The sequence below is a fragment of the Streptomyces sp. NPDC000075 genome (assembly GCF_040301925.1).
Taxonomy (GTDB): Bacteria; Actinomycetota; Actinomycetes; order Streptomycetales; family Streptomycetaceae; genus Streptomyces; species Streptomyces polychromogenes.
Window position 1 is genome coordinate 1 of sequence record NZ_JBEPFL010000045.1, and the last position, 20,419, is coordinate 20,419.

General features: G+C 69.8%; 23 protein-coding genes and 1 pseudogene. 19 read left to right on the forward strand and 5 right to left on the reverse strand.

Annotated features, from left to right (window positions below):
• Positions 1-207: pseudogene (locus ABT403_RS34620) on the forward strand (flavodoxin); the annotation flags it as partial.
• 99 nt (positions 208-306) lie between these two features.
• Here the strand turns inward: ABT403_RS34620 and ABT403_RS34625 are convergent.
• Positions 307-498 (reverse strand): early set domain-containing protein, encoded by a 192-nt coding sequence (locus ABT403_RS34625; protein ID WP_344170266.1) that lies wholly within the window; start codon positions 496-498, stop codon positions 307-309.
• A 617-nt stretch (positions 499-1,115) separates the two neighbouring features.
• Here ABT403_RS34625 and ABT403_RS34630 point away from each other — a divergent pair.
• The 8 genes from ABT403_RS34630 to ABT403_RS34665 all read left to right on the forward strand — a co-directional run bounded on the left by ABT403_RS34630 (position 1,116) and on the right by ABT403_RS34665 (position 10,096).
• Positions 1,116-2,174 carry a LacI family DNA-binding transcriptional regulator gene (locus ABT403_RS34630; protein ID WP_344170263.1) on the forward strand — a complete coding sequence of 353 codons (1,059 nt, stop codon included), beginning with the start codon at positions 1,116-1,118 and terminating at the stop codon, positions 2,172-2,174.
• A gap of 408 nt (positions 2,175-2,582) precedes the next feature.
• Positions 2,583-4,082, forward strand: a complete 1,500-nt coding sequence (locus ABT403_RS34635; protein WP_344170260.1) for a glycoside hydrolase family 32 protein — start codon at positions 2,583-2,585, stop codon at positions 4,080-4,082.
• A 76-nt stretch (positions 4,083-4,158) separates the two neighbouring features.
• Positions 4,159-5,502 (forward strand): ABC transporter substrate-binding protein, encoded by a 1,344-nt coding sequence (locus ABT403_RS34640; protein WP_344170257.1) that lies wholly within the window; start codon positions 4,159-4,161, stop codon positions 5,500-5,502.
• 77 nt (positions 5,503-5,579) lie between these two features.
• Positions 5,580-6,581, forward strand: coding sequence for a carbohydrate ABC transporter permease (locus ABT403_RS34645; protein ID WP_425580355.1), 1,002 nt, complete (start codon positions 5,580-5,582; stop codon positions 6,579-6,581).
• Positions 6,582-6,583: 2 nt separating this feature from the next.
• Positions 6,584-7,420, forward strand: coding sequence for a carbohydrate ABC transporter permease (locus tag ABT403_RS34650; protein ID WP_344170254.1), 837 nt, complete (start codon positions 6,584-6,586; stop codon positions 7,418-7,420).
• A 35-nt stretch (positions 7,421-7,455) separates the two neighbouring features.
• Entirely contained in the window at positions 7,456-8,439 is a 984-nt protein-coding gene (locus ABT403_RS34655) for a carbohydrate kinase family protein (RefSeq protein ID WP_344170251.1), read from the forward strand.
• Between the two features lie 308 nt (positions 8,440-8,747).
• A complete protein-coding gene (locus tag ABT403_RS34660; RefSeq protein ID WP_344170248.1) occupies positions 8,748-9,557 on the forward strand; it encodes a DUF4253 domain-containing protein in 810 nt (269 codons plus the stop codon).
• 2 nt (positions 9,558-9,559) lie between these two features.
• Positions 9,560-10,096 carry a DUF4240 domain-containing protein gene (locus tag ABT403_RS34665; RefSeq protein WP_344170245.1) on the forward strand — a complete coding sequence of 179 codons (537 nt, stop codon included), beginning with the start codon at positions 9,560-9,562 and terminating at the stop codon, positions 10,094-10,096.
• A 136-nt stretch (positions 10,097-10,232) separates the two neighbouring features.
• On the opposite strand, the gene ABT403_RS34670 is transcribed toward ABT403_RS34665, so the two are convergent.
• Positions 10,233-11,489, reverse strand: coding sequence for a sensor histidine kinase (locus ABT403_RS34670; protein ID WP_344170242.1), 1,257 nt, complete (start codon positions 11,487-11,489; stop codon positions 10,233-10,235).
• Between the two features lie 171 nt (positions 11,490-11,660).
• Between ABT403_RS34670 and ABT403_RS34675 the strand changes: the two genes are divergently transcribed.
• From ABT403_RS34675 to ABT403_RS34690, 4 genes are all read left to right on the forward strand, one after another.
• On the forward strand, positions 11,661-12,140 hold the full coding sequence (locus ABT403_RS34675) for a hypothetical protein (protein WP_344170239.1): 480 nt from the start codon (positions 11,661-11,663) through the stop codon (positions 12,138-12,140).
• Between the two features lie 198 nt (positions 12,141-12,338).
• Complete coding sequence (locus ABT403_RS34680) at positions 12,339-12,554, forward strand: class I SAM-dependent methyltransferase (RefSeq protein WP_344170236.1); 216 nt, start codon at positions 12,339-12,341, stop codon at positions 12,552-12,554.
• 176 nt (positions 12,555-12,730) lie between these two features.
• Positions 12,731-13,057 carry a hypothetical protein gene (locus tag ABT403_RS34685; RefSeq protein WP_344170233.1) on the forward strand — a complete coding sequence of 109 codons (327 nt, stop codon included), beginning with the start codon at positions 12,731-12,733 and terminating at the stop codon, positions 13,055-13,057.
• A 157-nt stretch (positions 13,058-13,214) separates the two neighbouring features.
• The gene (locus ABT403_RS34690; protein WP_344170230.1) at positions 13,215-13,388 is read left to right on the forward strand and encodes a hypothetical protein; all 174 of its coding nucleotides are present in this window, start codon (positions 13,215-13,217) and stop codon (positions 13,386-13,388) included.
• Between the two features lie 142 nt (positions 13,389-13,530).
• Here ABT403_RS34690 and ABT403_RS34695 read toward each other — a convergent pair whose 3' ends face one another.
• Positions 13,531-14,397, reverse strand: coding sequence for an alpha/beta fold hydrolase (locus ABT403_RS34695; RefSeq protein WP_344170227.1), 867 nt, complete (start codon positions 14,395-14,397; stop codon positions 13,531-13,533).
• A 250-nt stretch (positions 14,398-14,647) separates the two neighbouring features.
• On the opposite strand from ABT403_RS34695, the gene ABT403_RS34700 reads away from it, so the two are divergent.
• The 3 genes from ABT403_RS34700 to ABT403_RS34710 all read left to right on the forward strand — a co-directional run bounded on the left by ABT403_RS34700 (position 14,648) and on the right by ABT403_RS34710 (position 17,028).
• Positions 14,648-15,034 (forward strand): hypothetical protein, encoded by a 387-nt coding sequence (locus tag ABT403_RS34700; RefSeq protein WP_344170224.1) that lies wholly within the window; start codon positions 14,648-14,650, stop codon positions 15,032-15,034.
• 595 nt (positions 15,035-15,629) lie between these two features.
• Complete coding sequence (locus tag ABT403_RS34705; protein ID WP_344170221.1) at positions 15,630-16,277, forward strand: hypothetical protein; 648 nt, start codon at positions 15,630-15,632, stop codon at positions 16,275-16,277.
• A gap of 346 nt (positions 16,278-16,623) precedes the next feature.
• Positions 16,624-17,028, forward strand: coding sequence for a hypothetical protein (locus tag ABT403_RS34710; protein WP_344170218.1), 405 nt, complete (start codon positions 16,624-16,626; stop codon positions 17,026-17,028).
• A gap of 15 nt (positions 17,029-17,043) precedes the next feature.
• Here the strand turns inward: ABT403_RS34710 and ABT403_RS34715 are convergent, their stop codons facing one another.
• Both ABT403_RS34715 and ABT403_RS34720 read right to left on the reverse strand, forming a co-directional pair.
• Positions 17,044-17,205 (reverse strand): hypothetical protein, encoded by a 162-nt coding sequence (locus ABT403_RS34715; protein ID WP_344170215.1) that lies wholly within the window; start codon positions 17,203-17,205, stop codon positions 17,044-17,046.
• Positions 17,206-17,342: 137 nt separating this feature from the next.
• A complete protein-coding gene (locus tag ABT403_RS34720) occupies positions 17,343-17,870 on the reverse strand; it encodes a hypothetical protein (protein ID WP_344170213.1) in 528 nt (175 codons plus the stop codon).
• A 241-nt stretch (positions 17,871-18,111) separates the two neighbouring features.
• Between ABT403_RS34720 and ABT403_RS34725 the strand changes: the two genes are divergently transcribed.
• The 3 genes from ABT403_RS34725 (at position 18,112) to ABT403_RS34735 (ending at position 20,135) form a co-directional block, all read left to right on the forward strand.
• Complete coding sequence (locus tag ABT403_RS34725; RefSeq protein WP_344170211.1) at positions 18,112-18,348, forward strand: hypothetical protein; 237 nt, start codon at positions 18,112-18,114, stop codon at positions 18,346-18,348.
• Positions 18,349-18,675: 327 nt separating this feature from the next.
• Positions 18,676-19,140 carry a hypothetical protein gene (locus ABT403_RS34730; RefSeq protein WP_344170209.1) on the forward strand — a complete coding sequence of 155 codons (465 nt, stop codon included), beginning with the start codon at positions 18,676-18,678 and terminating at the stop codon, positions 19,138-19,140.
• Positions 19,137-20,135 (forward strand): CopG family transcriptional regulator, encoded by a 999-nt coding sequence (locus ABT403_RS34735; protein ID WP_344170207.1) that lies wholly within the window; start codon positions 19,137-19,139, stop codon positions 20,133-20,135. The genes ABT403_RS34730 and ABT403_RS34735 overlap by 4 nt, the downstream gene beginning before the upstream one ends.
• The last annotated feature ends 284 nt before the right edge of the window (positions 20,136-20,419 follow it).

Consider the following 20,419-nt stretch of genomic DNA (forward strand, 5'->3'; position numbering starts at 1 on the left):
CTGGCGCCTTTCTCCCGCCCCCTGGTCAAGCTGCTGGAAAGCAGGGGCTTTGAGGTGGACGGGAACTTCTCGTGCCGGGCGTTGGACACCATGGCGCCGTTCAAGCTGGTCGGCGGTATCCGGAAGCAGCGGCCTGACGACCGGGACCTGGCTGCCGCGCGGGCGTTCGCCGCGCGGCTGCGGGACGGGCAAGGCCCGGTTTCCTGAAGCGTGCCGCCCCTGGGAGTGCTGTCCTTGACCAGCTACGCCGGAACCGTTGGGCGGCCGGGGGCCGGCTCCGGCCGTACGTGCCGGCCAGGGGGCAGGTCAGGTGTGGAGGCGGCTGTTAGGGCCGTCGTGGTCGTCGGCGCTCTCGTCGTTGAACCAGTGGTCGCCGGCGGCCAGGTAGCGGAAGGCGTAAGTGTTCTCGTCGGGCAGCTTCACTGTTACGGCGCGTTTGCCGTCTTTGCGGGGTGTGAGGGTGTGGGTGCCGGGCTGCCAGTCGTTGAAGTCGCCCACGACGCTGACCGGGCCGGGGGAGTGTCGGCGGGCAGGATTAAGGTGACCTCGGTGTGGGTTCTGCGCAGGGTGCGTTCCAGCATGGGGGTGCTCCAGATCGGCCGAGCGGGTACCGAGCCATCGTGGGCCGCAGGTGCCCACGTCGCACGCCGACGCCCCGGACGGCAGACCGGCGTTACCCTCCCACCGCAGCCGACGCGGCTTTGCGTCCTGGCAGGGCCGCACCTGCGGTGTCCGTTCAGCGGGCCGGACGGAGGGGGAGGGAGGCGACGATGGCTTTCACGCGGCCTGACCTCAGGTCTGCCGGCTGCTGGAGGCCATCGGCCGGGAAGGTGTCCGGCAGCTGATGGCTCGCCTGGCCCCCCGGCACGCCGCAGGAGCGGGTCCTGCCGGAGGCGTTCCCGATCGCGTGTGACGGCACATCTGCTCCCCCCGCCGGAGCTTTGCCATCCTTTGGGTCATTTCACGCGATCGGCACCCGCGCTGTCGCCCGACATGGCGCGGCCACGAGTTCGTAACGAGCCATTGACATTGGCTTCGGCGAGAGGGCAACCTCATCTCCACACGGGTGCCTAAACGATTAGGCAAACCGGAATCGACCACTTTGGGCAGGGGCAATGGCGCGCCGGATCGGGATCAAGGACGTAGCTGCGGCGGCAGGTGTGTCGACCGCGACCGTGTCGCACGTCCTGAACCGGGTCGAGGGCAAGCGAATCAGCGAAGAGACACGTCAGCGCGTCTGGAAGGCCGCCGGCGAGCTCGGGTACGCGCCGAACGGGCTGGCCCGCGGGCTGAGGATGCAGCGGTCGCAGACCATCGGATTCGTCAGCGACGAGATCGCCACCACCCCCCACGCGGGCAGGATGATCCTGGGTGCCCAGGAGGCGGCCGCAGCCGAGGGCCTGGTGCTGCTGCTGGTCAACACCAGCGGCGATACCGAACTGGAGCGCGCGAGCATCGACATGCTGCTTCAGCGCCGGGTGGACGGTGTGCTGTACGCGGCGATGTATCACCGCCCCGTGGAACTGCCGGAGGCCCTGCGCGCGACGCCGACCGTGCTGCTCGACGCGGGTTCGGCCGATCCCTCCGTCCCCTCCGTGGTGCCCGATGAGGTCCAGGGCGGCTATGCGGCGGTACGCGAGCTGACCGATCACGGCCACCGCCGGATCGGCATGATCGTGCAGACCGTCGACCTTCCCGCCCGTCAGGGCCGCTTGGAGGGCTACCGCAGGGCGCTGGCCGAGGTCGGGGTCGCCTACGACCCGTCGCTCGTCGCTGCGGAGACGGCCGTTCCGTTCAACACGGTCGGCGGTGATGTGGAGGCGGGCTACCGGGCTGCGCGGCGCCTGTTGACGGCGGAGCGGCGCCCCACGGCGTTGTTCTGCTTCAACGACCGGATGGCCGCCGGTGCTTACCGGGCCGCCGCCGAATCGGGGCTGACCATCCCCGGTGACCTGTCGGTCATCGGGTTCGACAACCAAGAGCTGGTCTGCGAGTCGGTCCACCCGCAGCTGAGCACGGTTCAGCTCCCGCACTACGAGATGGGGGCACGGGCCGTGGCCCAGCTGCTCGCACTCACCAAGTCTCCGGGCCGGCCACCGGGCCCGGGCATGAAGGAATTGCTGCCTTGTCCGCTGGTGGCGCGGGCATCGGTCGCTTCGCCGTCCCGACTCTGACCCCGGGACGGCGAAGCAACACCGTGACAGGCGACCGTCGCAACCGGTCGTCGGTCCTGTCAGTTACATGGAACACAGTGAGGGTACACAGATGTCCCCTGAGATTTTCAATGAGCGGTCGACGCGGCATTCCCGCCTGACATCCGACAGCGTCTCGGAGTACTGAGCCGCGTCCTTCCCGCCGCCCCTGCGCCGGCGCCTCAGACAGCCTTCCCACGCCTCGCCGCCGAAAGCACGTCGCCCCGGCTTCCCTCGCCATGTCAGGAGGGCCGGCAGCGGGCGCTGAGGGAAGGCGTCTTCACCGAGTTCCACGAGGAGATCGTGACCGGCTTGGCCGGCCGGCTGGCCGGTTCCGTTGACGACCGTCCTCGCATGCTCTGCCTGCCGCACATACCGAAAGGCCCGCGTGTGCCCACCGCGCCCTGCGATCCGTACCGGCCCGTCGCGCATCTGCGCCCGCCCCGGAACTGGATCAACGACCCCAACGGCCTCGTCTTCCATGACGGCCACTACCACGTCTTCTACCAGTACAACCCCTCCGGTGCGACGCACGCGAACATGCACTGGGGCCACTTTCGCAGCCCCGACCTGCTGACCTGGGAGCCGCTGCCGATCGCCCTGTCCCCGGCTCCGGGTGGTGTGGACGCCGACGGCTGCTTCTCGGGCAACGCCGTATCCGACAGGGACCGGCTGGTCGCCTTCTACTCCGCGAACCGCTGGGACCGTTCACCCCAGCACCAGCCGGTCACCGCAGCCATCTCCCGCGACGGCGGCCGGACCTTCGCCCCGCGGGGCGACCTGGTCATCCCCGGATGGCCCGAGGACTGCACGATGTACCGCGACCCGTACGTGTGGCTGGACGGAGAGCGGTGGCGGATGCTGGTCGGCGCCGCCCTCGCGGACGGCCGGGGCGCGGCCCTGCTGTACGAGTCGGCGGACCTGGAGACCTGGACCTACCTGGGCCCCTTCGAGGCCCGCCCGCAGGAGCCGGTCGGCATTACCGGCCTGCACACCGGCGAGGGCTGGGAGTGCCCCCAGTACCTGCCGCCGCAGCCCGGGCAACCCGGGGTCCTGATCTTCAGCGCCTGGAACAGCCACGACGGCGACCGCTGCGTCACAGCCCTGATCGGCGAGGAACACGGCAACGTCTTCGAGGCCGGCACGCCGGTGCTCGTCGACCACGGCCCGGACTGCTACGCGCCCGCCCTCCTGCGCGCACCGGACGGCCGATGGCTGCTGTGGGGCTGGTCCGCAGAGGCCCGCGAAGAAAGCTGGGCGGTCGCCGGCGGATGGGCCGGCGCACTGACCCTGCCGCGCGAGATCTCCATCGGCGCTGAGGGCACACTGAGCCAGCGGCCCGCCGCCGAACTCCACTCCCTGCGCGGCGAGCAGGCACTCCACGCGCAAGGCGTCAGTCATGGCCCGCAGCCCGTGGAACTGGGCAGTGTGGGCCACGCCTTCGACCTGACGGCCCAGCTGGAGACGACCGGGGCGGCGAGCCTGCGGCTGCTCACCAACCCGGACGCCTCCGAGTACCTCGAGATCCGCCTCGACGCCACCGCCGGCGAACTCGTCGTCGACCGCGACCACGCCTCGCTGGGCGGCCGCGCACGCGGCGGTTCCTACCGCATGCCCTGCCCCACGGGGCAGTCGGTCGAGCTGCGGCTCGTCGTCGACCATTCGATCGCCGAAGTCTTCCTGACCACCACCGGCCAGGTGCTCACCCTGCGCTTCTACCCGACAGGCGAAGGGCCCTGGCGCCTTGAGGCCCGTACCGCGCCGGACACGCACCTCGGCTACACCGTCGAGGCCTGGCAACTGCTGCCCCTCACGGTCAAGGAGCCGAGCGCCGACACCGACCTGCCGCACGGCCAGGTCCCCCTGACGGAGTCATCGCCCGCGCCGTAAGGCGCGTGCCGATCCCGGATCCCCCCACCTCCGCACCACCCACTCCCACCCGCACCACACATCGGAGGCACCCAGCATGGACCCCGGCACCACGAGATCCCGCCGCACGGCGGCCACGGCCCTGGCCCTGGCCCTGCCCCTGGCCGCGCTGGCCGCCTGCGGCGCCGGCGGCGGCACCGAAACCTCCGCCGAGCAGGGCAGCGGTACGGGCACCATCACCGTCTGGGCCCACCAGGGCCAGGCCAACGAGGCCGCCGCCCTGCAGACCGCGGTGAAAACCTTCAACTCCTCACAGCAGAAGGTCAAGGCCCAGCTGACCCTGATCCCCGACACCGACTACACCAAGACCATCACCGCCACCGACGCCTCCAAGCTCCCGGACGTGATGGAGTTCGACGGCCCCACCATGGCGAACTTCGTCTACAACAAGAAGCTCGCCGCGATCGACAACTATGTCTCCGTCAAGACTCTGGCGAACGCCACCGACGCCATCAAGGCCGAGGGCGAGATCAACGGCAAGCAGTACGGCCTGGGCATGTACGACTCGGGGCTGGGCATTTACGGCAACAAGAAGCTGCTGGACGCGGCCGGCGTCAAGTACCCCACCGGACTGGCCGACGCCTGGACCGCGGCGGAGTTCACCGACGCCGTGAAGAAGCTGGCCGCCCAGGACTCCGACGGCAAGAGCCTGGACCTTCAGGAGAGCGGCGGATACGCCAACGAGTGGGGCACCTACGGCTTCGCTCCCATCGCCTGGTCGGCCGGCGGCTCTCTGCTGAAGAACGACAAGGCCCAAGGCGCCCTGGACACCCCATCCGTCGCATCGGCGCTGAAGACGTTCCAGTCCTGGAAGACGTACACCGACCCCAACACCGACGGCAACGCCTTCGCCAACGGCCGCGTCGCCCTGAGCTGGGTAGGCCACTGGATGTACCCCGCCTACAGCAAGGCCCTCGACAAGGACCTCGTCGTCCTGCCCCTGCCGGACTTCGGCAACGGCCCCAAGACCGGCCAGGGCTCATGGGAATGGGGTATCGGCGCCCACACCAAGAACGGCAAGGCCGCCGGCGCCTTCCTCGACTCCCTCCTCAACGACACCAACGTCACCGCGATGACCACGGCCAACGGTGCCCCTCCCGGCACCAGGTCCGCGCTCGCCCAGAGCAGCCTGTACAAGCAGGGCGGCCCGCTCCAGCTCTTCGCCGACCAGCTCGCCAAGCCCTGCGGTGACAGCCGGATCGACAAGTCCTGCGTCGCCGTGACCCGGCGGATCACGGCCGGATACCCCACGCTCACCGCCAACTTCAGCCAGGCGCTGAGCGACATCTACGGCGGCACCGACCCGAATTCCGCCCTGGCCAAAGCCGCCCGCGCCATCGACCAGGACTTCTCGGACAACGACGGCTACAAGCTGCCGTAGCCAGCATCCAGCGGCCGGGAGGGACGGACCCATTCTGACAGCGCCCGTCCCTCCCGGCCCGGAAGAGGACCTCCACCGTGACCACCGTGAACCCCGCCCCCGCCCCCGCCCCGGCCACACCGGACGGGCGCAAGCCCAGCCCGCCGGCGCCCTCCGGCACACCCCTACGGCCCCGGCGCCCCAACCGCGAACGGGTGCACGGACTGCTCATGTCCGCACCCGCCCTCGGCGGACTGATCGCCTTCGTCGGAGTGCCGTTCGTCTACGCCGTCGTACTGTCCTTCTACAACGTGCGGCTCGGCTCCCCGCTCCCGCCCCGCTTCTTCGGCATCGAGCAGTACCGGCGGATCTTCACCGACCCCGACATGTCCGGCCCCTTCCTGCGGGCCCTGGTGAACAACCTGACCTTCGCCGTGGTCGTCGTACCCCTGCAGACCGCCCTCGCCCTGGGCCTGGCGATCCTGCTCAACCGCAAGCTCAAGGCAATCGGCGTCTTCCGGTCCCTGTTCTTCCTGCCCGTCGTCTTCCCCATGGCCCTGGTCGCCGTCATCTGGCGGCTCATCCTCGCCCGCAGCGGTGACGGACTGCTGAACTCCGCCCTCCACACGGTGAGTTTCGGCAACTGGGGCGCCTTCGACTGGCTCGGCAACGGACTCACCGCGATGGCCTCGATCATCGTGCTGTCCGTGTGGCAGGGCGTCGGCTTCCAGATGGTCATCCTGCTCGCCGGCCTCCAGCAGATCCCCGGCGAGCTCTACGAGGCCGCCGAACTCGACCGTGCCTCCCCCTGGCAGAAGTTCCGGCACGTCACCCTCCCCGGCATCCGCGGAACCCTCGTCTTCGTCGCCATGCTCACCTCGGTGCTGTCCTTCCGCGTCTTCGACCAGGTCTACGTCCTCGTCAAGGGCGGCGGACTCGACGAGGACGCCACCCGGACGGTGATGTACCAAGCCGTCACCACCGCCTTCGACCAGCACAACATCGGCCAGGCATCCGCGATCACCGTCGTCTTCTTCCTGATCGTCGTCGTCCTGACCCTCATCCAGCGCCGCGTCGTCCGCACCGGCAACGAGGACTGACCATGACCCGCACACCCCTGCGCCGCTTCCTGGACTACGCCGTCCTCAGCATGTCGGCGATCATCTTCGTCCTGCCGGTCCTCTACCTGATCCTCGGCAGCTTCAAGCCCTCCGACCAGGTCCTGAGCGGTCTGACCGGCTTCCTGCCCACCCACCTGTCCTTCGACAACTATCGCGCCGTCCTCAGCAGCTTCGACTCCGACGCCACCGGCTACTTCTGGCGCTTCATGGGCATCTCACTGCTGCTGTCCACGGTCGTGGTCCTGGGCGGTCTGATCGTCAACTCCATGGCCGCCTATGGTCTGACCCGGCTGAAGTGGCGTGGGCAAGGCGCGGTCTTCGCTGTCGTCCTGCTGCTGATGCTGGTGCCGTTCGAAGCCGTCGCCGTCCCGCTGTTCTACATGTTCAACGACCAGCGCAACACCATCTACGTCCAGGCCGTCCCCTTCATCGCCAACGCCTTCTCCGTCTACCAGTTCGCCACGTTCTTCCGCGCCATCCCGCCCAGCATCGAAGAAGCCGTCCGCATCGACGGCGCCGGCCCCTGGCGCACCTTCTTCGCGATCATCGTCCCGATGTCGAAGCCGGTCTTCGCGTCCGTGGCGATCCTGACCTTCCTCACCCAGTGGGGCTCATTCCTCTGGCCCGTCCTGATGGTCTCCGACCCCGCCGTACGCCCCCTGCCGCTGGCGATGAGCGTCTTCCAGGGCCAGATGCCCGTCGACTGGGGCCAGGTCCTCGCCTTCGGCGTCCTTCTGGTCCTGCCCGTACTGATCGTCTTCGCCTTCTTCCAGCGCTGGTTCGTCCAGGGCGTCGCCAGCTCCGCCGTCAAGGGCTGAGCGTGCCCACACCGCAGAAAGAGAGCCGGCACCCCATGCCCCGATCCCTCTCCCGCCCGACTGTTGCCGTCCTGGGCGAGTGCGTTGCCGATGCCTTCACCCTCACATCCCCCCGCCCTCGTACGGATACCCCGCCCACCGGCCTCGACTTGCGGGTACTGCCCGGCGGCGGCCCCGCCAACACCGCCGTCTCCCTCGCCCGGCTCGGCACCCCCACCCGCTTCTTCGCCCGGCTGTCCCACGACCTGTTCGGCGACCTCTTCCGCGCACGGCTCACCCACTCGGGCGTAGACCTGTCCGCCTGTATGCCCGCTCGCGAGCCCAGCACCCTCGCCGTCGCGGCCATCGACGACATGGGCCAGGCCACCTACTCCTTCTTCGCCGACGGCGCCGCCGACTGGCAGTGGACCGAGGCCGAACTGTCCGCCGCGCCCCTGGACGGCATCTCCTGCCTGCACACCGGCTCACTCGCCCTCGCGCGGGAACCAGGCGGCCCGCGCCTCGAAGAACACCTCGCCAGGGCTCGCCCGCACATGACCATCTCCCTCGACCCCAACGTCCGGCCGCTGTTGGTCGAACCCGCCGCCTACCGAAAACGCCTCAACCGTTGGTGTGAACTCGCCGACATCCTCCGCCTCAGCGAGGACGACCTCACCCACCTGCTCCCCAGCACCACCCCGGAAGAGGCCTGCGACACCCTGCACATCGCCGGCGCACCCCTCGTCGTCATCACCCTCGGAAGCCGCGGCGCCCTCGCCTCCCTGGGTGGCATCCGCGCCTACATACCCGCCAGACCCACCCACGTCGTCGACACCGTCGGCGCGGGGGACTCCTTCACCGCAGGACTCCTCCACCACCTCAACACCCTCGGACGACTTGGCGGACGCCTGGATGAACTGACCATCGACGAGACCATCGACGCATGCGCCTACGCAGCCGAAGTCGCCGCCAGAACCTGCGCGGTCCCCGGCGCGAACCCACCCTGGGCACACCAACTGCTCCCAACGGGGCCCCACTAGTTTCTGGTGCGACATCCCGCGAGGTCTCCTGAGCCCCGCCGAGTGACCGAGGCCGTGGCCAGGGGCTCCTTCCCGCTTCGAGCGCTCCGTCGGACTGTGACGCAACTCCGTGATTCCTGAAGAGTTCGCAGCTCGTGCGACCGATCTGCGATCCGTCGAAGGAGAGGAGACGCGGGTTGTCGGCGCTGGCAGTGGCGCGGGACCTGCGCGAGGACGGGCATCAGCTGGGCGATGTCCGGTCCATCGGCTTGTGGTGACCACTCCCGCTGAAAGGACCGGATGTCAGACCCACCTCATAGCATCCGCTCGTGAACCTCGACCTCCTTCTGTCCTGCCGAAGATCCCTGCCGCCTGGACGCCTGATCACCTCGGATGAAGGTGGCGGCGACCTGCAACCTCTGTGGCTGAGCGACAGCCCCGCCTCTGCCGACCTGTGGGCACGGCTGCGTGGCGAACATGCCGCCTCCGGCCTGTGGCCGCTGCTGCTCGACTCCCTGGACCCGTACGACGCAGACTTCCGGCCCTGGGGCTGCGGCGAACTGTCCCCCGAGCGCATGTCTTCCCCCGACGAACACGACGCCGAGGTACTTCTCGCCCGCTGGTGGCAGGAGTACACAGCCACGGACGAAGACTACGACCAGCTCACCGCCGGGGAACGCCTGGCGGTCACCGCTCCCTTCGGCCAGACCTGGCCCGGTACCGCAGCCACCCGCGAGAGCTCCGTGGACCCCGATGGAATGGCCGAACAGTACGCGCGAGCCTTCCTGGCCCGGAACCCGCAAGCACGTCTCGGCCTCGTCTCGGCACCCCGCGGAGCTGATGCCCTCACCGCAGTCGGGTGGGACGGACCTGCCAACTACGACAACGACACAGCCACCTTCTCGGCCGTCGTCCGCGGCTGGGAGGATCGCTTCGGTGCGCGCGTGGTCGGCGTCGGATTCAGCACCCTCCACCTCAGCGTTGCCGCACCGCCCAGCGGACTTGAGGATGCCCTGGCCATCGCCGCTGAGCACTTCGCCTTCTGCCCCGACAACATCTGGCAAGGCGCGCACCGCGACCTGGTCGCGTATGCCGAGCACCTCATCGATCTGAACTGCTGGGAGTTCTGGTGGGACTGACCATGGACAACGACCGCTTCTGGCACCTGATCGAACAAGCCCGCCGCCTCGCCGCCGACCCGACCGATGCCGAGGAGGTCGCCGGCCACGCCACCACACTGCTCGCTGACCATCCACCAGCAGAGATCATCCAAGCGGAGCAGGTCCTGTGGGACTTGATGGCCGCCTCGTACCTCGCCCCGCTGTGGGCCGCCGCGTACCAGATCAACGGTGGCTGCTCCGACGACGGCTTCGACTACTTCCGAGGCTGGCTCATTGCACAGGGCCGCGCCACCTTCGAGCAGGTCATCAACGATCCGAACAGCCTGGCCGACCTTCCTGTCGTCCAACTGGCTGCCGCAGAGGGCTGGGACCTCGACGGAGAAGCAGTTCTCCCCATCGTCTGGCACGCCTACCGGGCCGCCACGGCAAGCGAGCCACCGGCCCATGGCTTCACCATCCGCTATCCCGAGCTCGACCCGGAGTGGGCTTTCGGCTTCGGCGACCGCAAACGCATCGCCCGCCACCTGCCCCGTATAGCGGCCCTGTACCCCGCCTGATTCCGCGCAACGATCACCCTCGAGACCGCCGAACCTTCGCCCTCAGGGCCCGCTCCTGGAGACGGGTGCGCCCCGCAGCGCGAGCTGCGGACCCCCGCCGCTCAGACGCCGAAATCGCGGACAGGGCAGAAGGCGATCAGGGCGAGCAGGGCAGCTCCGCGGTGATGACGGTCGGGCCCCCGGCGGGGCTGCGGCAGGAGAACGTGCCGTCGACGGACGCGACGCGCTTGGCGAGCCCGGCGAGCCCGGTGCCGCCTGCCGGCGCGAGATCCGCGCCGCCCACCCCATCGTCCGCGACGACCACGAGGAGTCTCTCCCCGATCCGCTCCACGGTCACGTCCGCCCGGGTCGCCTGGGCGTGTTTGACCACGTTCGTCAGGGCTTCGGAGACCACGAAGTACGCGACGGCCTCGACCGTGGGTGAAGGGCGCTGCGGCAGGTCCACCGCCAGGCGCACCGGGATCGGGAGGCGGGCGGCGACCCCGGACAGCGCGGCGTCGAGGCCGCGGTCCTCAAGGACGGCCGGGTGTAGGCCGCGCACCAGGTTGCTCAGTTCGGCGATCGCCTCCTTCGCCTCGCGGTGCGCCTCGTCGATCACCTTGCGGGCGTCCTCCGGCAGGTCGCCGAGGGTGGACCTGGCCAGGCCCAGGTTGACGGCGAGTGAGACGAGGCGCTGCTGTGCGCCGTCGTGCAGGTCGCGCTCGATCCGCCGCCGCTCGGCGTCGGCGGCGTCGAGCACGCCGGCCCGGCTCTCGGCGAGGTCAGAGACCCGGCGGGCCAGCTTCTCCGCGCGACTGGGGCCGAGCAGGACCTCGGCCGCCCGGGTCTCCAGCCGCACCAGAGCGCCGGTCAGGCGGGGCGACAGGAACAGCAGGGCGAGGCCACCGGCGGTGAGGTACGCGGCCTGCGCGGTGTGTCCGAGGTCGGTGACCCGCCACTGCGGGGGCAGAGCCCAGATCCACACGTAGAGGGAGGCGGCCACGACGGCGGTGGCCCAGACGGCGAGGGCGGCGAGGTCCAGGACGGCGAACAGCGGACCCGCCACGGCGTGGTAGCAGGCCTGCCGCCACAAGGTCCGCGTGGTCAGCCGGCGCACCGCCGACTTCCAGCCGCGTCCCGGCCCGGGTACGGCGGGGCGCGGGAGGTCCTTGCCGACGAGCGCCCGGTAGCGCCGCCGCTGCCCGGCGGTCAGCAGGGGTGTCACCACGAGCGTGAGCAGCACGGGTAGCGGAGTCAGGACCGGCACCAACGCCGCCAGCGTGCCGAGCAGCCAGAGCCACAGTGGCACCACGGCGAGGTGGAGCGGCAGGCCGGCGGCGACGAGCGCGGTCCGTTGTCCCGCCCTGCGGAACGTCCGGCCGAGCACCAGCCGTAGCCACGTGGTGAGTTGCATGCGCCCTACGGTAAAGCCGCAGGCCATCGCCGTGCCATGACGCTCCCACCCGGTTCGGGGGTGCACCTGTCTCCACCCCGGGTCGGAACCCTGCGTGACTGACGGCGCCCGGGTGTGCGGCCCAGTGTGGAGCACATGAAAGGCAGAGCTGACGGGGAGCGAAAAGGGACGATGCGACACCTGACGTTATGCAAGGACGAATTGGCCGGTGCCGAGGACGTCGACCGGGCCGAGGTCATCCCGCTCCACGAAGAGGCGCGGGAGCCGCGCCCGGCGCGGGGCATGCGGTGGGCCGGGTGGCTGCTGGCCGCCTGCGGGCTGGCCCTGTTGCCGTGGCTGTACGTGCTGGCCACCGGCCTGCCGGCCACCGCGACCGCGGCGCACTGGCCGGTCGCCTGGGTCGGGCTCGACGCGCTTGAGGCACTCGGCCTGATCGCCACCGGCCTCCTCGCCGCCCGCGGCGACCGACGGCACGCCCTGGCGGCCGCCGCGACCGCGACGCTGCTTGTGGTGGACGCCTGGTTCGACACCACGACCGCGGCCCCGGGCGGCGACTTCGCCACCGCGGTCGCCATGGCGCTCGGCGCCGAACTGCCGCTCGCCGCGCTGTGCGGCCGGCTGGCGCTGCGGGCGCTGAGCCGGCACGCGTGAGGCCGACCGCCCAGCCACATGCCACGGACCACATCAATCCACCGGAGAACACCATGCACCGCATCACCACCGCACCCTCGCCCCCATCCCGGCCCGGACCCGCTGGGCGGTCGCCGCCGGCGTCGGCGCCGCGTTGGCCGCCCCCTGGCGGCTGGGCGACACGGCGCCCTATCCGTACGCCAGTGCGGCCTCCTCGACGTGCCGCTGCCGTTCCTGACAGCCGACCCGATGGACGCCGTACTGCAACCGCGACCGGGGGAGCGGATCCTGGAGGTCGGCCCGGGGACGGGCTTGCAGTCGCTGCACGTCGCGCCGCAGCTCGGGCCGGCGGGACGGCTCGATGTGCTCGACATCCAGCAGGAGATGCTCGACCAGGTGATGCGCCGCCCGATCCGTTCGGGACGGTCCCGGTAGCTTTGTTCATGAGAACCGGCGGCAGATGTTCACCACTTCGGGAGGCGTTGCTGTCTTCGAGTATTCGAGTTCCGGATTCAGCCGTGCTGCGGCAACGGCGTGCCGTGGTTCACTACGATGATCGTTAGTGGGCTCGGCGCGGGCTGCGCCCGATCAGGGGGAAGGGCAGCGAACCGATGACTGACGACATCGAGTGGAGCATCGACCTAGGCGAGAGCTCCGTACCGGATCTCACGATCGTGCCCGCCGCATGGGCGAGCGAGAGTGAGGTCACGCTCAGCGCCTTCCACGGTGAGGGCGGGGAACCGCTTAAGGGGGTCGTGTGGAGCGTGCTGGGCGCGGGCTCGATTGATGAGCAAGGCGTCTACCACGCCGACCTGGCCAGAGGGTATTCCTTCGTCCTCATCGTGGCGACCTACGAGCACGCCGGCGTTGTGCACGAAGGGCACCTGATGGTCCCAGTCCCGTTCTCGTCCTCCCCCTCCGTGCAAGGTTCCGCCTGAGCGAGTAGCTGGCCGTACAGCAGCGGGAGCGTAACCGCCCTCCTGAGTCGTCGGTGCCGGGGCCTCCTCCGCCGGATCAGCGGAGGAGGCCCTGCTGTTCGAGCCACCATGGCACTCAGGCGCCTCCCGAAGTGGTGAACATCTGCCGCCGGTTCTCATGAACAAAGCCATGCCGGCCGACGAGCGTGACGCAGCATCCCTGATCGGCCATGTGGGCAGCCCCATCACCGGAGGGCTGAGGCCGTACCTGCTGGAGCACTTCAACGCCCTGCGCAACCTCTACCTCGACGCAGCCGAGCGCCACCTACTCGTCGTGCTCTGGTGGGACTGACCTTCAACCCACCCGGCGTCCCCACCACGAGCACCTCGGGGAATCACAACCTGGGAGCGATAGGAGGCCTGCTTCTGAGTGGGGCAGGTCCTGGGCGATCGTCGCGGCGGCCGGGGCCTCGCCAGCTGCGGTATTGGGTCGGCTACCTCACGGGTGTGTCGGAGGCGGGCTGGCCCGGGTTCTCCAGCAAGGTGGACAGGTATTCGGGGCGTTCTTCGACCACGAGGTGTCCGGCCTCGGTGACCACACCCAACTCGGCGCCGAGTGTGCTGTGCACTGCCGTGACGAGCCGCTTGGGCGGTAGGAAGACGTCGTGCTCGCCGGTGACGACCAGGCGGGGGACCAACCGCGCGGGCAGGACGGCGGCGCCGGGCGCCCCGCTGGAGCGCGAGTGCCGGGCGACCAACGTCATCCAGGTCACCAGGTCCTCGCGGGGTTGGTGGCTGGGGGCGAGCATGGTGCGCAAGAGCCGGGCACTGTGCGTCGGTGCGGGCCGTAGGAACCAGGCTGCCGAGGCGGCCAGCACCGCAGGGGTCAACCTGAGCCCGGTCAGTCCGCCAGGTGAGACCAGGACAAGCCGGCTGATCCTGGGTGAGTCGGTGGACAGGGCTATGGCGGCACCGAAGGAGTGGCCCATCACCGCTACTGGCTCGGACGAGATCTTCTCGATCACCTTGCTCAGCCATGCCCCGTACCAGGACAACCGACCGCCGGAGAGTCTGCGTTCGCCTGTGCTGAGACCGGGCTGGCCCGGGACATCCACCAGCAGGACCCGGTAGCCGTCGGCGACCAGGGCCGTGGCCAGCGGTAGGGATGCGGCGGCGTTGAAGTTGGTGCCCGGGACGAACACGACTGTCGTAGCGCCGTCTCCGGCGAGGACCACGTGGGTCCGTGCGCCATTGGCGGTCACCGTCGTCCGTTCGTGCGGTACCGACCATGCGTCGAGCTGGTCGAAGCACCAGCGCCGGATGAGTTCCCTGCCCGTCGTGCTGCGGTAGATCGAGTCCACCGGTCGAGTATCGCGCCTCGCCTCTGGCCGTGACGTGGGAACGGTCGTACGGGTTGGGTGAGTTGTGACGCCTACCTGGGCCCGTGCGGCCTGCTCCCATCCTGCCTGTCCGGGGTCTCTCGCGCACACTTCGGCGAGTTGCTCGAAGAACTCGCCCCGAAATGGGAAGCATCCCGGGAGTCGGCACTGCGCGAACGGCGCGGCGGAGACCGGCGGCGGGCGGCCGGCGCCGGTCCCAAGCAGCGCCTGGTTGACCACCAAGCTGTATACGGACCGGGTCTGCCACTTCGCGCACCACCCCGGCCCGGACGGGCACCCGCACTTGTGCGGACGCCGGGCCCGCGGCATGGCGAGCACTGACCATCTGTACGTGAAAGCGGCGGCCGATGCCTGGCTGCGCGGTCGCGGTACGCAGGCCGGCTTCGACTTCGTCCAGCCGGACGGGGTGCCGATCGGGTCGGTCGTCGATATCCAGCTGCCGCACAAGAAGCTCCGCGTGCACCTGGACCGGGAGGCGGAACCGGACTGGGACGCGGAGCACGAGCCGGTACTCGGGGTGTCGGTCCCGGTGGACTCGGATACCTTGATCCGCCGTTGGTACGTGCACCGCGGCCGCCGAACGCGTCGTGGCGCGTGACGGCGCGGCCGCCCTCACCAGCCGGGCGGTCACCGCCGAGGCGTTCGCACGGCCCGTCGAGTGGTTCGCTCTGGACGATTGCGAGATCACCGACCGGGGCCTGTCCACCCCGGCGGTCGAGCGGATTGTCCAGGGCCGCAGCGCCCGCGGAGAGGCGGCGGTGCAAGGCGCCACGGCAGCCGTAACCCCAATGGGTGAGGCGGCCACCCCGGCTGTGCTCAGCGAGGCGGCTCGAGGAGGTCCACGGTGGACAGGCCGGTTTCGCCGTCGACGAGTTGGAGGGCGACTTCGGCGCGGGAGGTCGAGTAGCCACCTGTGACAACGGCCCAGCCCCGGCATTGCAGCGACATTGTTGCGAATCCGGGCGACGAGCGTCACGTCGGTGGGAGCCTTCGCATACTCGCTGGTTCATCGATCGGCGTTCGGTGACCCGTCTTGTCCTTCCCTCGCGGCACGGGGGTGGATACGGTTGCCGTCCAGCAGCGATCGCAGGCAGTCATCACCGCCAGTTTGCGGGGGAGTTGGGGGCATGGTGTTGTGTAAGCGGGCCAGTACTCGCGGAGTTTCTGGGTTAGTTCTGTCTGTCCTTCTCACGATGGCCATCACCTCCTGTTCAGGCGACGACAGCGCATCGCCTGGGCCGTCCCGGCAGGCTTCACACAAGCAGCAGGCGCCGGAGCAGTCCGCCCCGGCCGCAAGCGACGCGCTCAGCAACGACGACCTTCGCCGCATGTTGCCCACCACCGCAGAGCTGCCCGTGGGGTGGCAGGCCTCCGGCTCGAATTCGGTCGGCTGGCGTGACGCCGGTGCGTCCGGGGCATTCACGCCGTGCTCCAAGTCGGCTCAGGAGTTGGCCGGGCGGCACGGCTTCGGGAGCCTCGTGCACGATTCCCCCGGCAACGGGGCCGACGGGATCGACTTGCGCCTGTCCGTGCCGGAGTCACCGGACACCCGCGATGGGCCCGCGCCCAAAGCCGAGGCCGTCAACCTGGTCGAGGAGAACCTGACGGTGCACCGGAGGGTGTACGACTGCTACAATCTCAAGAACGCGAGCATCGGAGACTCCTCCATCGTGTTCACCACCGAGCGCTTCACGCACATCATCATGCGCGTGGGGCCGGTGGAAGTGGCCATCAATGGTGTCCTTGACGGTCGGCCGACGGCCGAGGAGTGGGCCCGCGTCATGGCGGAGCGGGTGCGGGCTGTGCTGGATGGGAAGAAGCCCACCGCCCGGATCAACTGACCCACCTCCAACCACCGCTTCCCCGCCGGAACTATCGGCGAATCCAGCCTGCTGAGCTCTATCCCGCAGGCCGGAGGGCTGCCGGGCATGAGGTGCGAGACCGCGGAGGAGGGCCGGGCGACCCAGACGGTCTGGACAGTCGTTGCGGGGCGTTGGACGCTTGCGCGACGGGCACAGCAGGGGATCGGGGGATGCGATGAGTGCGGAGCACAGGCGGCCTTGGGAGCGTTCCGAGGACGGGGGGTTCCCGGCGGATGACCCCGCCGGCGGTCCGGGCCAGCCTTTGGAGCCCCGTCCGGGCCCGCCTTCGGGGGAGGGAATGCCCCCGCTGGTGCGGAGGCTGCGTGTGCTGATGACGGTCCTCGGTGCCGCTCAGGCGGTCTCGGGGCTCTTCCTGGTCACCAACAGTCTTTCGGTGGCGATATCGGTCTGGGGCGATGCCGGTGTCTCGCAGCGGTGCTGCCGGACGCAGGGTGAGGCGCACGCGGGCCTCGTCACCTTTGCTGGTGTCCTTCTGCTGGCGGTGGCCGCGTGGGGGATCTTCACTGCTCTGCAGTTTCCGACCCGGAAGCCCGGTCTGAGGACCTCCGCTCGCGCCTACGGCTGGACAGCACTCGGCCTCGCCCTGCCGCTCCTGCTGCTGCTTCGATTCTTCGGGCTTGTGCTACTGGTGGCGGCCATCGTGGCCCTTATCTGGCCGAACGAGCAGGAAAGCCGGGCCTGGTTCGTAGAAGAACGCACCACGCTCTGATGAAGAGGGTCGGGGTCACTCCCGGGGCATCCACGCGCCGGCGGGCCAGATCCGGGCCGGTCCGGATCGCCCGCCGCCCGGTGTGCGGTCGCAGGCGGCGGACAGCGCGGCCAGGCGCCGCTGTTCGTCGGCCTCGGCACGGCGGCGCGCCTCCTCGGCCTCGGGGGCCTCAAGCACAGGGGCCTCCCGAAGCGCAGCCCGAGCGTGTAGGCGACGACTGCGGATCGACCGTACGGCCTAGCCGGCGCGCGGGCACGATCCGCGAAGTCGCCCTCGTGCCCCGCGCCCGGGTCGGCCCGCGTCGAAGTCGGCGGTTAAGACGTGGCGGCGGGCTCCGCTTCGTCGCCTGCGTCCCGCAGGGCGCCTTCCAGGTCGTCCAGGGTGGTCTCGGCGGGGGTGCCGATGGCCTGTAGGGCGAGGATGCTGGTTCCGCAGTAGGAGGTCAGGGCAAGCAGGAGGTCGAGGAAGCGGGCCTGGTCCTGGGCGAGGGTGCGACCCATCACCTCCACGCCCTGGTCGTGGAGCATGCCCCGGATCGTCTCGGCCATGAGCTTGTGTACCTCGTCGTCGCCGGCCTGCTCCAGGCCGTCGAGGAACTCCTCAAGTGTCTTCTCTCCCCGTGAGGCGACCTCCGCGCTGAGGCCGAGCGCTGCGAGGGCGAGACCTGCGGCGAGGTTGGTCAGGCGGTCGGCTCCGTTGTCGTCGGCGTCCGCGTGGGCCGCGGCCGCGATCAGGCGCCCGGTTGGAAGATCCAGTTTCGAGACGACGTCTTCGCGGTGGCTCGCTGGATCGAGCGAGGCGCGAAGGAGTTCCATGACGGGCGCGTGCGTGAGTTCGCTCATCACGCCATCCTGCCCACCGGGCCGCACGCCTCGGGCCGAAACAGCAAGTCCGCTACGGCAACGCCGCCACTGGGTCACCACTCAGGTGGAGCGGCAGAGCGCCACGCTGCGGGAGCTGTCCCGTCGCGCGTTCCCCGAGACCGACGTCACTGCGGACGACGCGCCAGCCCCGACGAGCAGGCCCGCGCGCAGCGCCGCCGCCAGGCTGCGGTGACCGAGGCTGCGGCCTGGCGCCGGGTCCATGCAGAGAAGTCCGGCCATCAGATGCAGCCGCGACGCCTTCTTCATCGACCCGCTCACCGACATGCCCGTGCTACGGACCCCGGGCATGGGCGGCAAACCCGCGGCCTGGCGGTTCTACGCCCCGCTGTCCCTCCCGGCCGGCGGCGCAGAACTCACCTCGGTAGTGCTCTGCCACCTCCTGTGGATCACCACCAGCGACGGTTACGTCCACCCCGCGCCTTGCACCCCGCGGTGATCCTGAGCACGCCGGAGTTCTCCGTGCCGGAGAGCCGTCCGTCTCGGAGCTGGTCAAGACTGCTCGGATGCTGCCGGATCGGTCTGCGTGGTGAGGGCGATGGTTGGCCGTCGAGGATCTTGATCCGGCCACTCCTGGCGAAGTCCGGACGCGGGGCGGTACGTGGCCGGTACCGTCAACCGGTTCTGCGGCTGGCAGGCATGACGGGCGGGAAAGATCTGGCCGTCGCTGAGGATGGGGGATGGGTAGCCGAGCTTCACGAGGAGATAACCCAGGAGGTCACGGTCAGGCAGGCTGAGATCACCTCGGCGCTGCGGCCTGGACGGCTTGGAGGAGGACGACCCCGGCTACGAGGCCGCCTTCGCGCGGCAGGTGAAGGCGGGTACGGATCTGCTCAAGTACGAGGCCGAGGTGCCGGCCAGGCTGGAGGAGCCGCGGCGCAAGGTGAGCGCCGCCGTGTTCTTCTGGTCTGTGGGCGCGCATGCGGCGGAGGCCGTGCTGCTCGGGCTGGCGGCGTTGTTGGGGTGGATCGGCGGGGGCTGGGCTGTTCTGGCCGTCTTCCAGTTCGTTGCGGTCAGCGCGCTCGCTGTCTCAGGGAAGAAGAGGCAGACGGGTAAGCACGGAGACCTGCGGTCGGCCGCCGGCATCCTGGCTGCGGTGACCGTGCTCGTCCCGCTCCTCGTGTTCGACGTCCTGCCCGGCTGGTTGTGGCTTCTCCCCGCATTCGCGTGGATGGCGATGTTCGGGTTCACCCTCGAACTGAGCGAGGCCGCGAAGAAGGCGGCGCGATGAACGACTACTCCACCGAGGACTACGGGCCCCGCATCGAGGCGCTCAAGCGCAGCCACGCCGCGTACGAGCGGAACACCGACTACACCCTGTCCAACGTCCAGTCGAAACTGCAGGACCTCGAAGGCTCGGTCGACGGGCTCGATGAGCGCGAGCGGCGGCACTTCGAATCCCTCGAGGCCGACATCCGGGAGGCCAGGGAAACCGCCGAAGCCCGCTCCGAGGAACTGGAGGAGTCCGTCTCCGCGACCGACGCGGGCATGGAGCGGTTGGGCAGGCGGGTGACCGCCTTGGAGCGGCACCTGAGGCAGGCCGAGGGTGCCGTCGTCACCGACCTGGACTCCGATCGCGGCGGCAAGCTCCGCGGCCTCGGTCTCGCCGTTGAGGAGGGCCTGGCCGCCGAGGAGGAACTACTCTCCCCGCACCAGCGTGCTGGCATCGAGTCAAGGATCTCTCACCTCAAGCAAGCCCGTGAGGCACTAACCGGGCATCGGGCCACGGTTCGGCAGGCAGCTGCGGTGCTGGCTTCCACCGCGGCCGGCGACCCTCGCCGCGCGCAGGCCGAGAAGGAGTTCACCTCTGCCGCCACGGCGGCACAGGAGACTCAGCGGCGGGTCGGCAACCTCGTCCTGGCTGCTCAGAGTGGCCGGGCTCAGCTGGCGGCGGACGATGCCCGGCGCGCGAGGGCGGCAGGAGTCATCGAGGAGGGACAGCGGGCGCACACCCAGCTGCGAGTCCGGCTGCGCAGCCGGCTCTCTGACGCCCTGAGCGGGGGCGATCTGCTGCCCGTGTGGTTCGCCACGGCGCTTGGGCCGATCGCACCCTCCCGCAGGGCGGAGAAGTGGCTGGAGACCGCTCTGGATGTGCTGGTCTACCGGGTGACCTACCAGGTCACCGATCCTGTCCTCGTCCTCGGCAGCACACCCAATGGGACCATCGCGCCGCGCCGGACTGCCCGGTTCAGGGAGCTGGAGCGGGATCTGCGCAACTGGGGGTAAGGCTGTCGGGCGTGGTGGATGCGGCAACCGCTGGGGCACGCGGCGCGTGCGAGGTAGTTCACCTTGCCCAGCGGCAGGCCGGGGAGTGTGGCGTCGGCACGGGCCGTAGCCGAGGGCCAGGAGGTGTGGACGTCGTCCGGCACGGGCCACCGTGGGTCAGGGGGCCGGGATGAGTTCGGAGATCGAGGAGCCCGACGCCTTACTCAACATGACCTTGAAGACAGTCAGTCGTCGTCGCCCGCTGATGGGGTGTGACCCAGATACGCGTCAAAGGGGCAATGAGA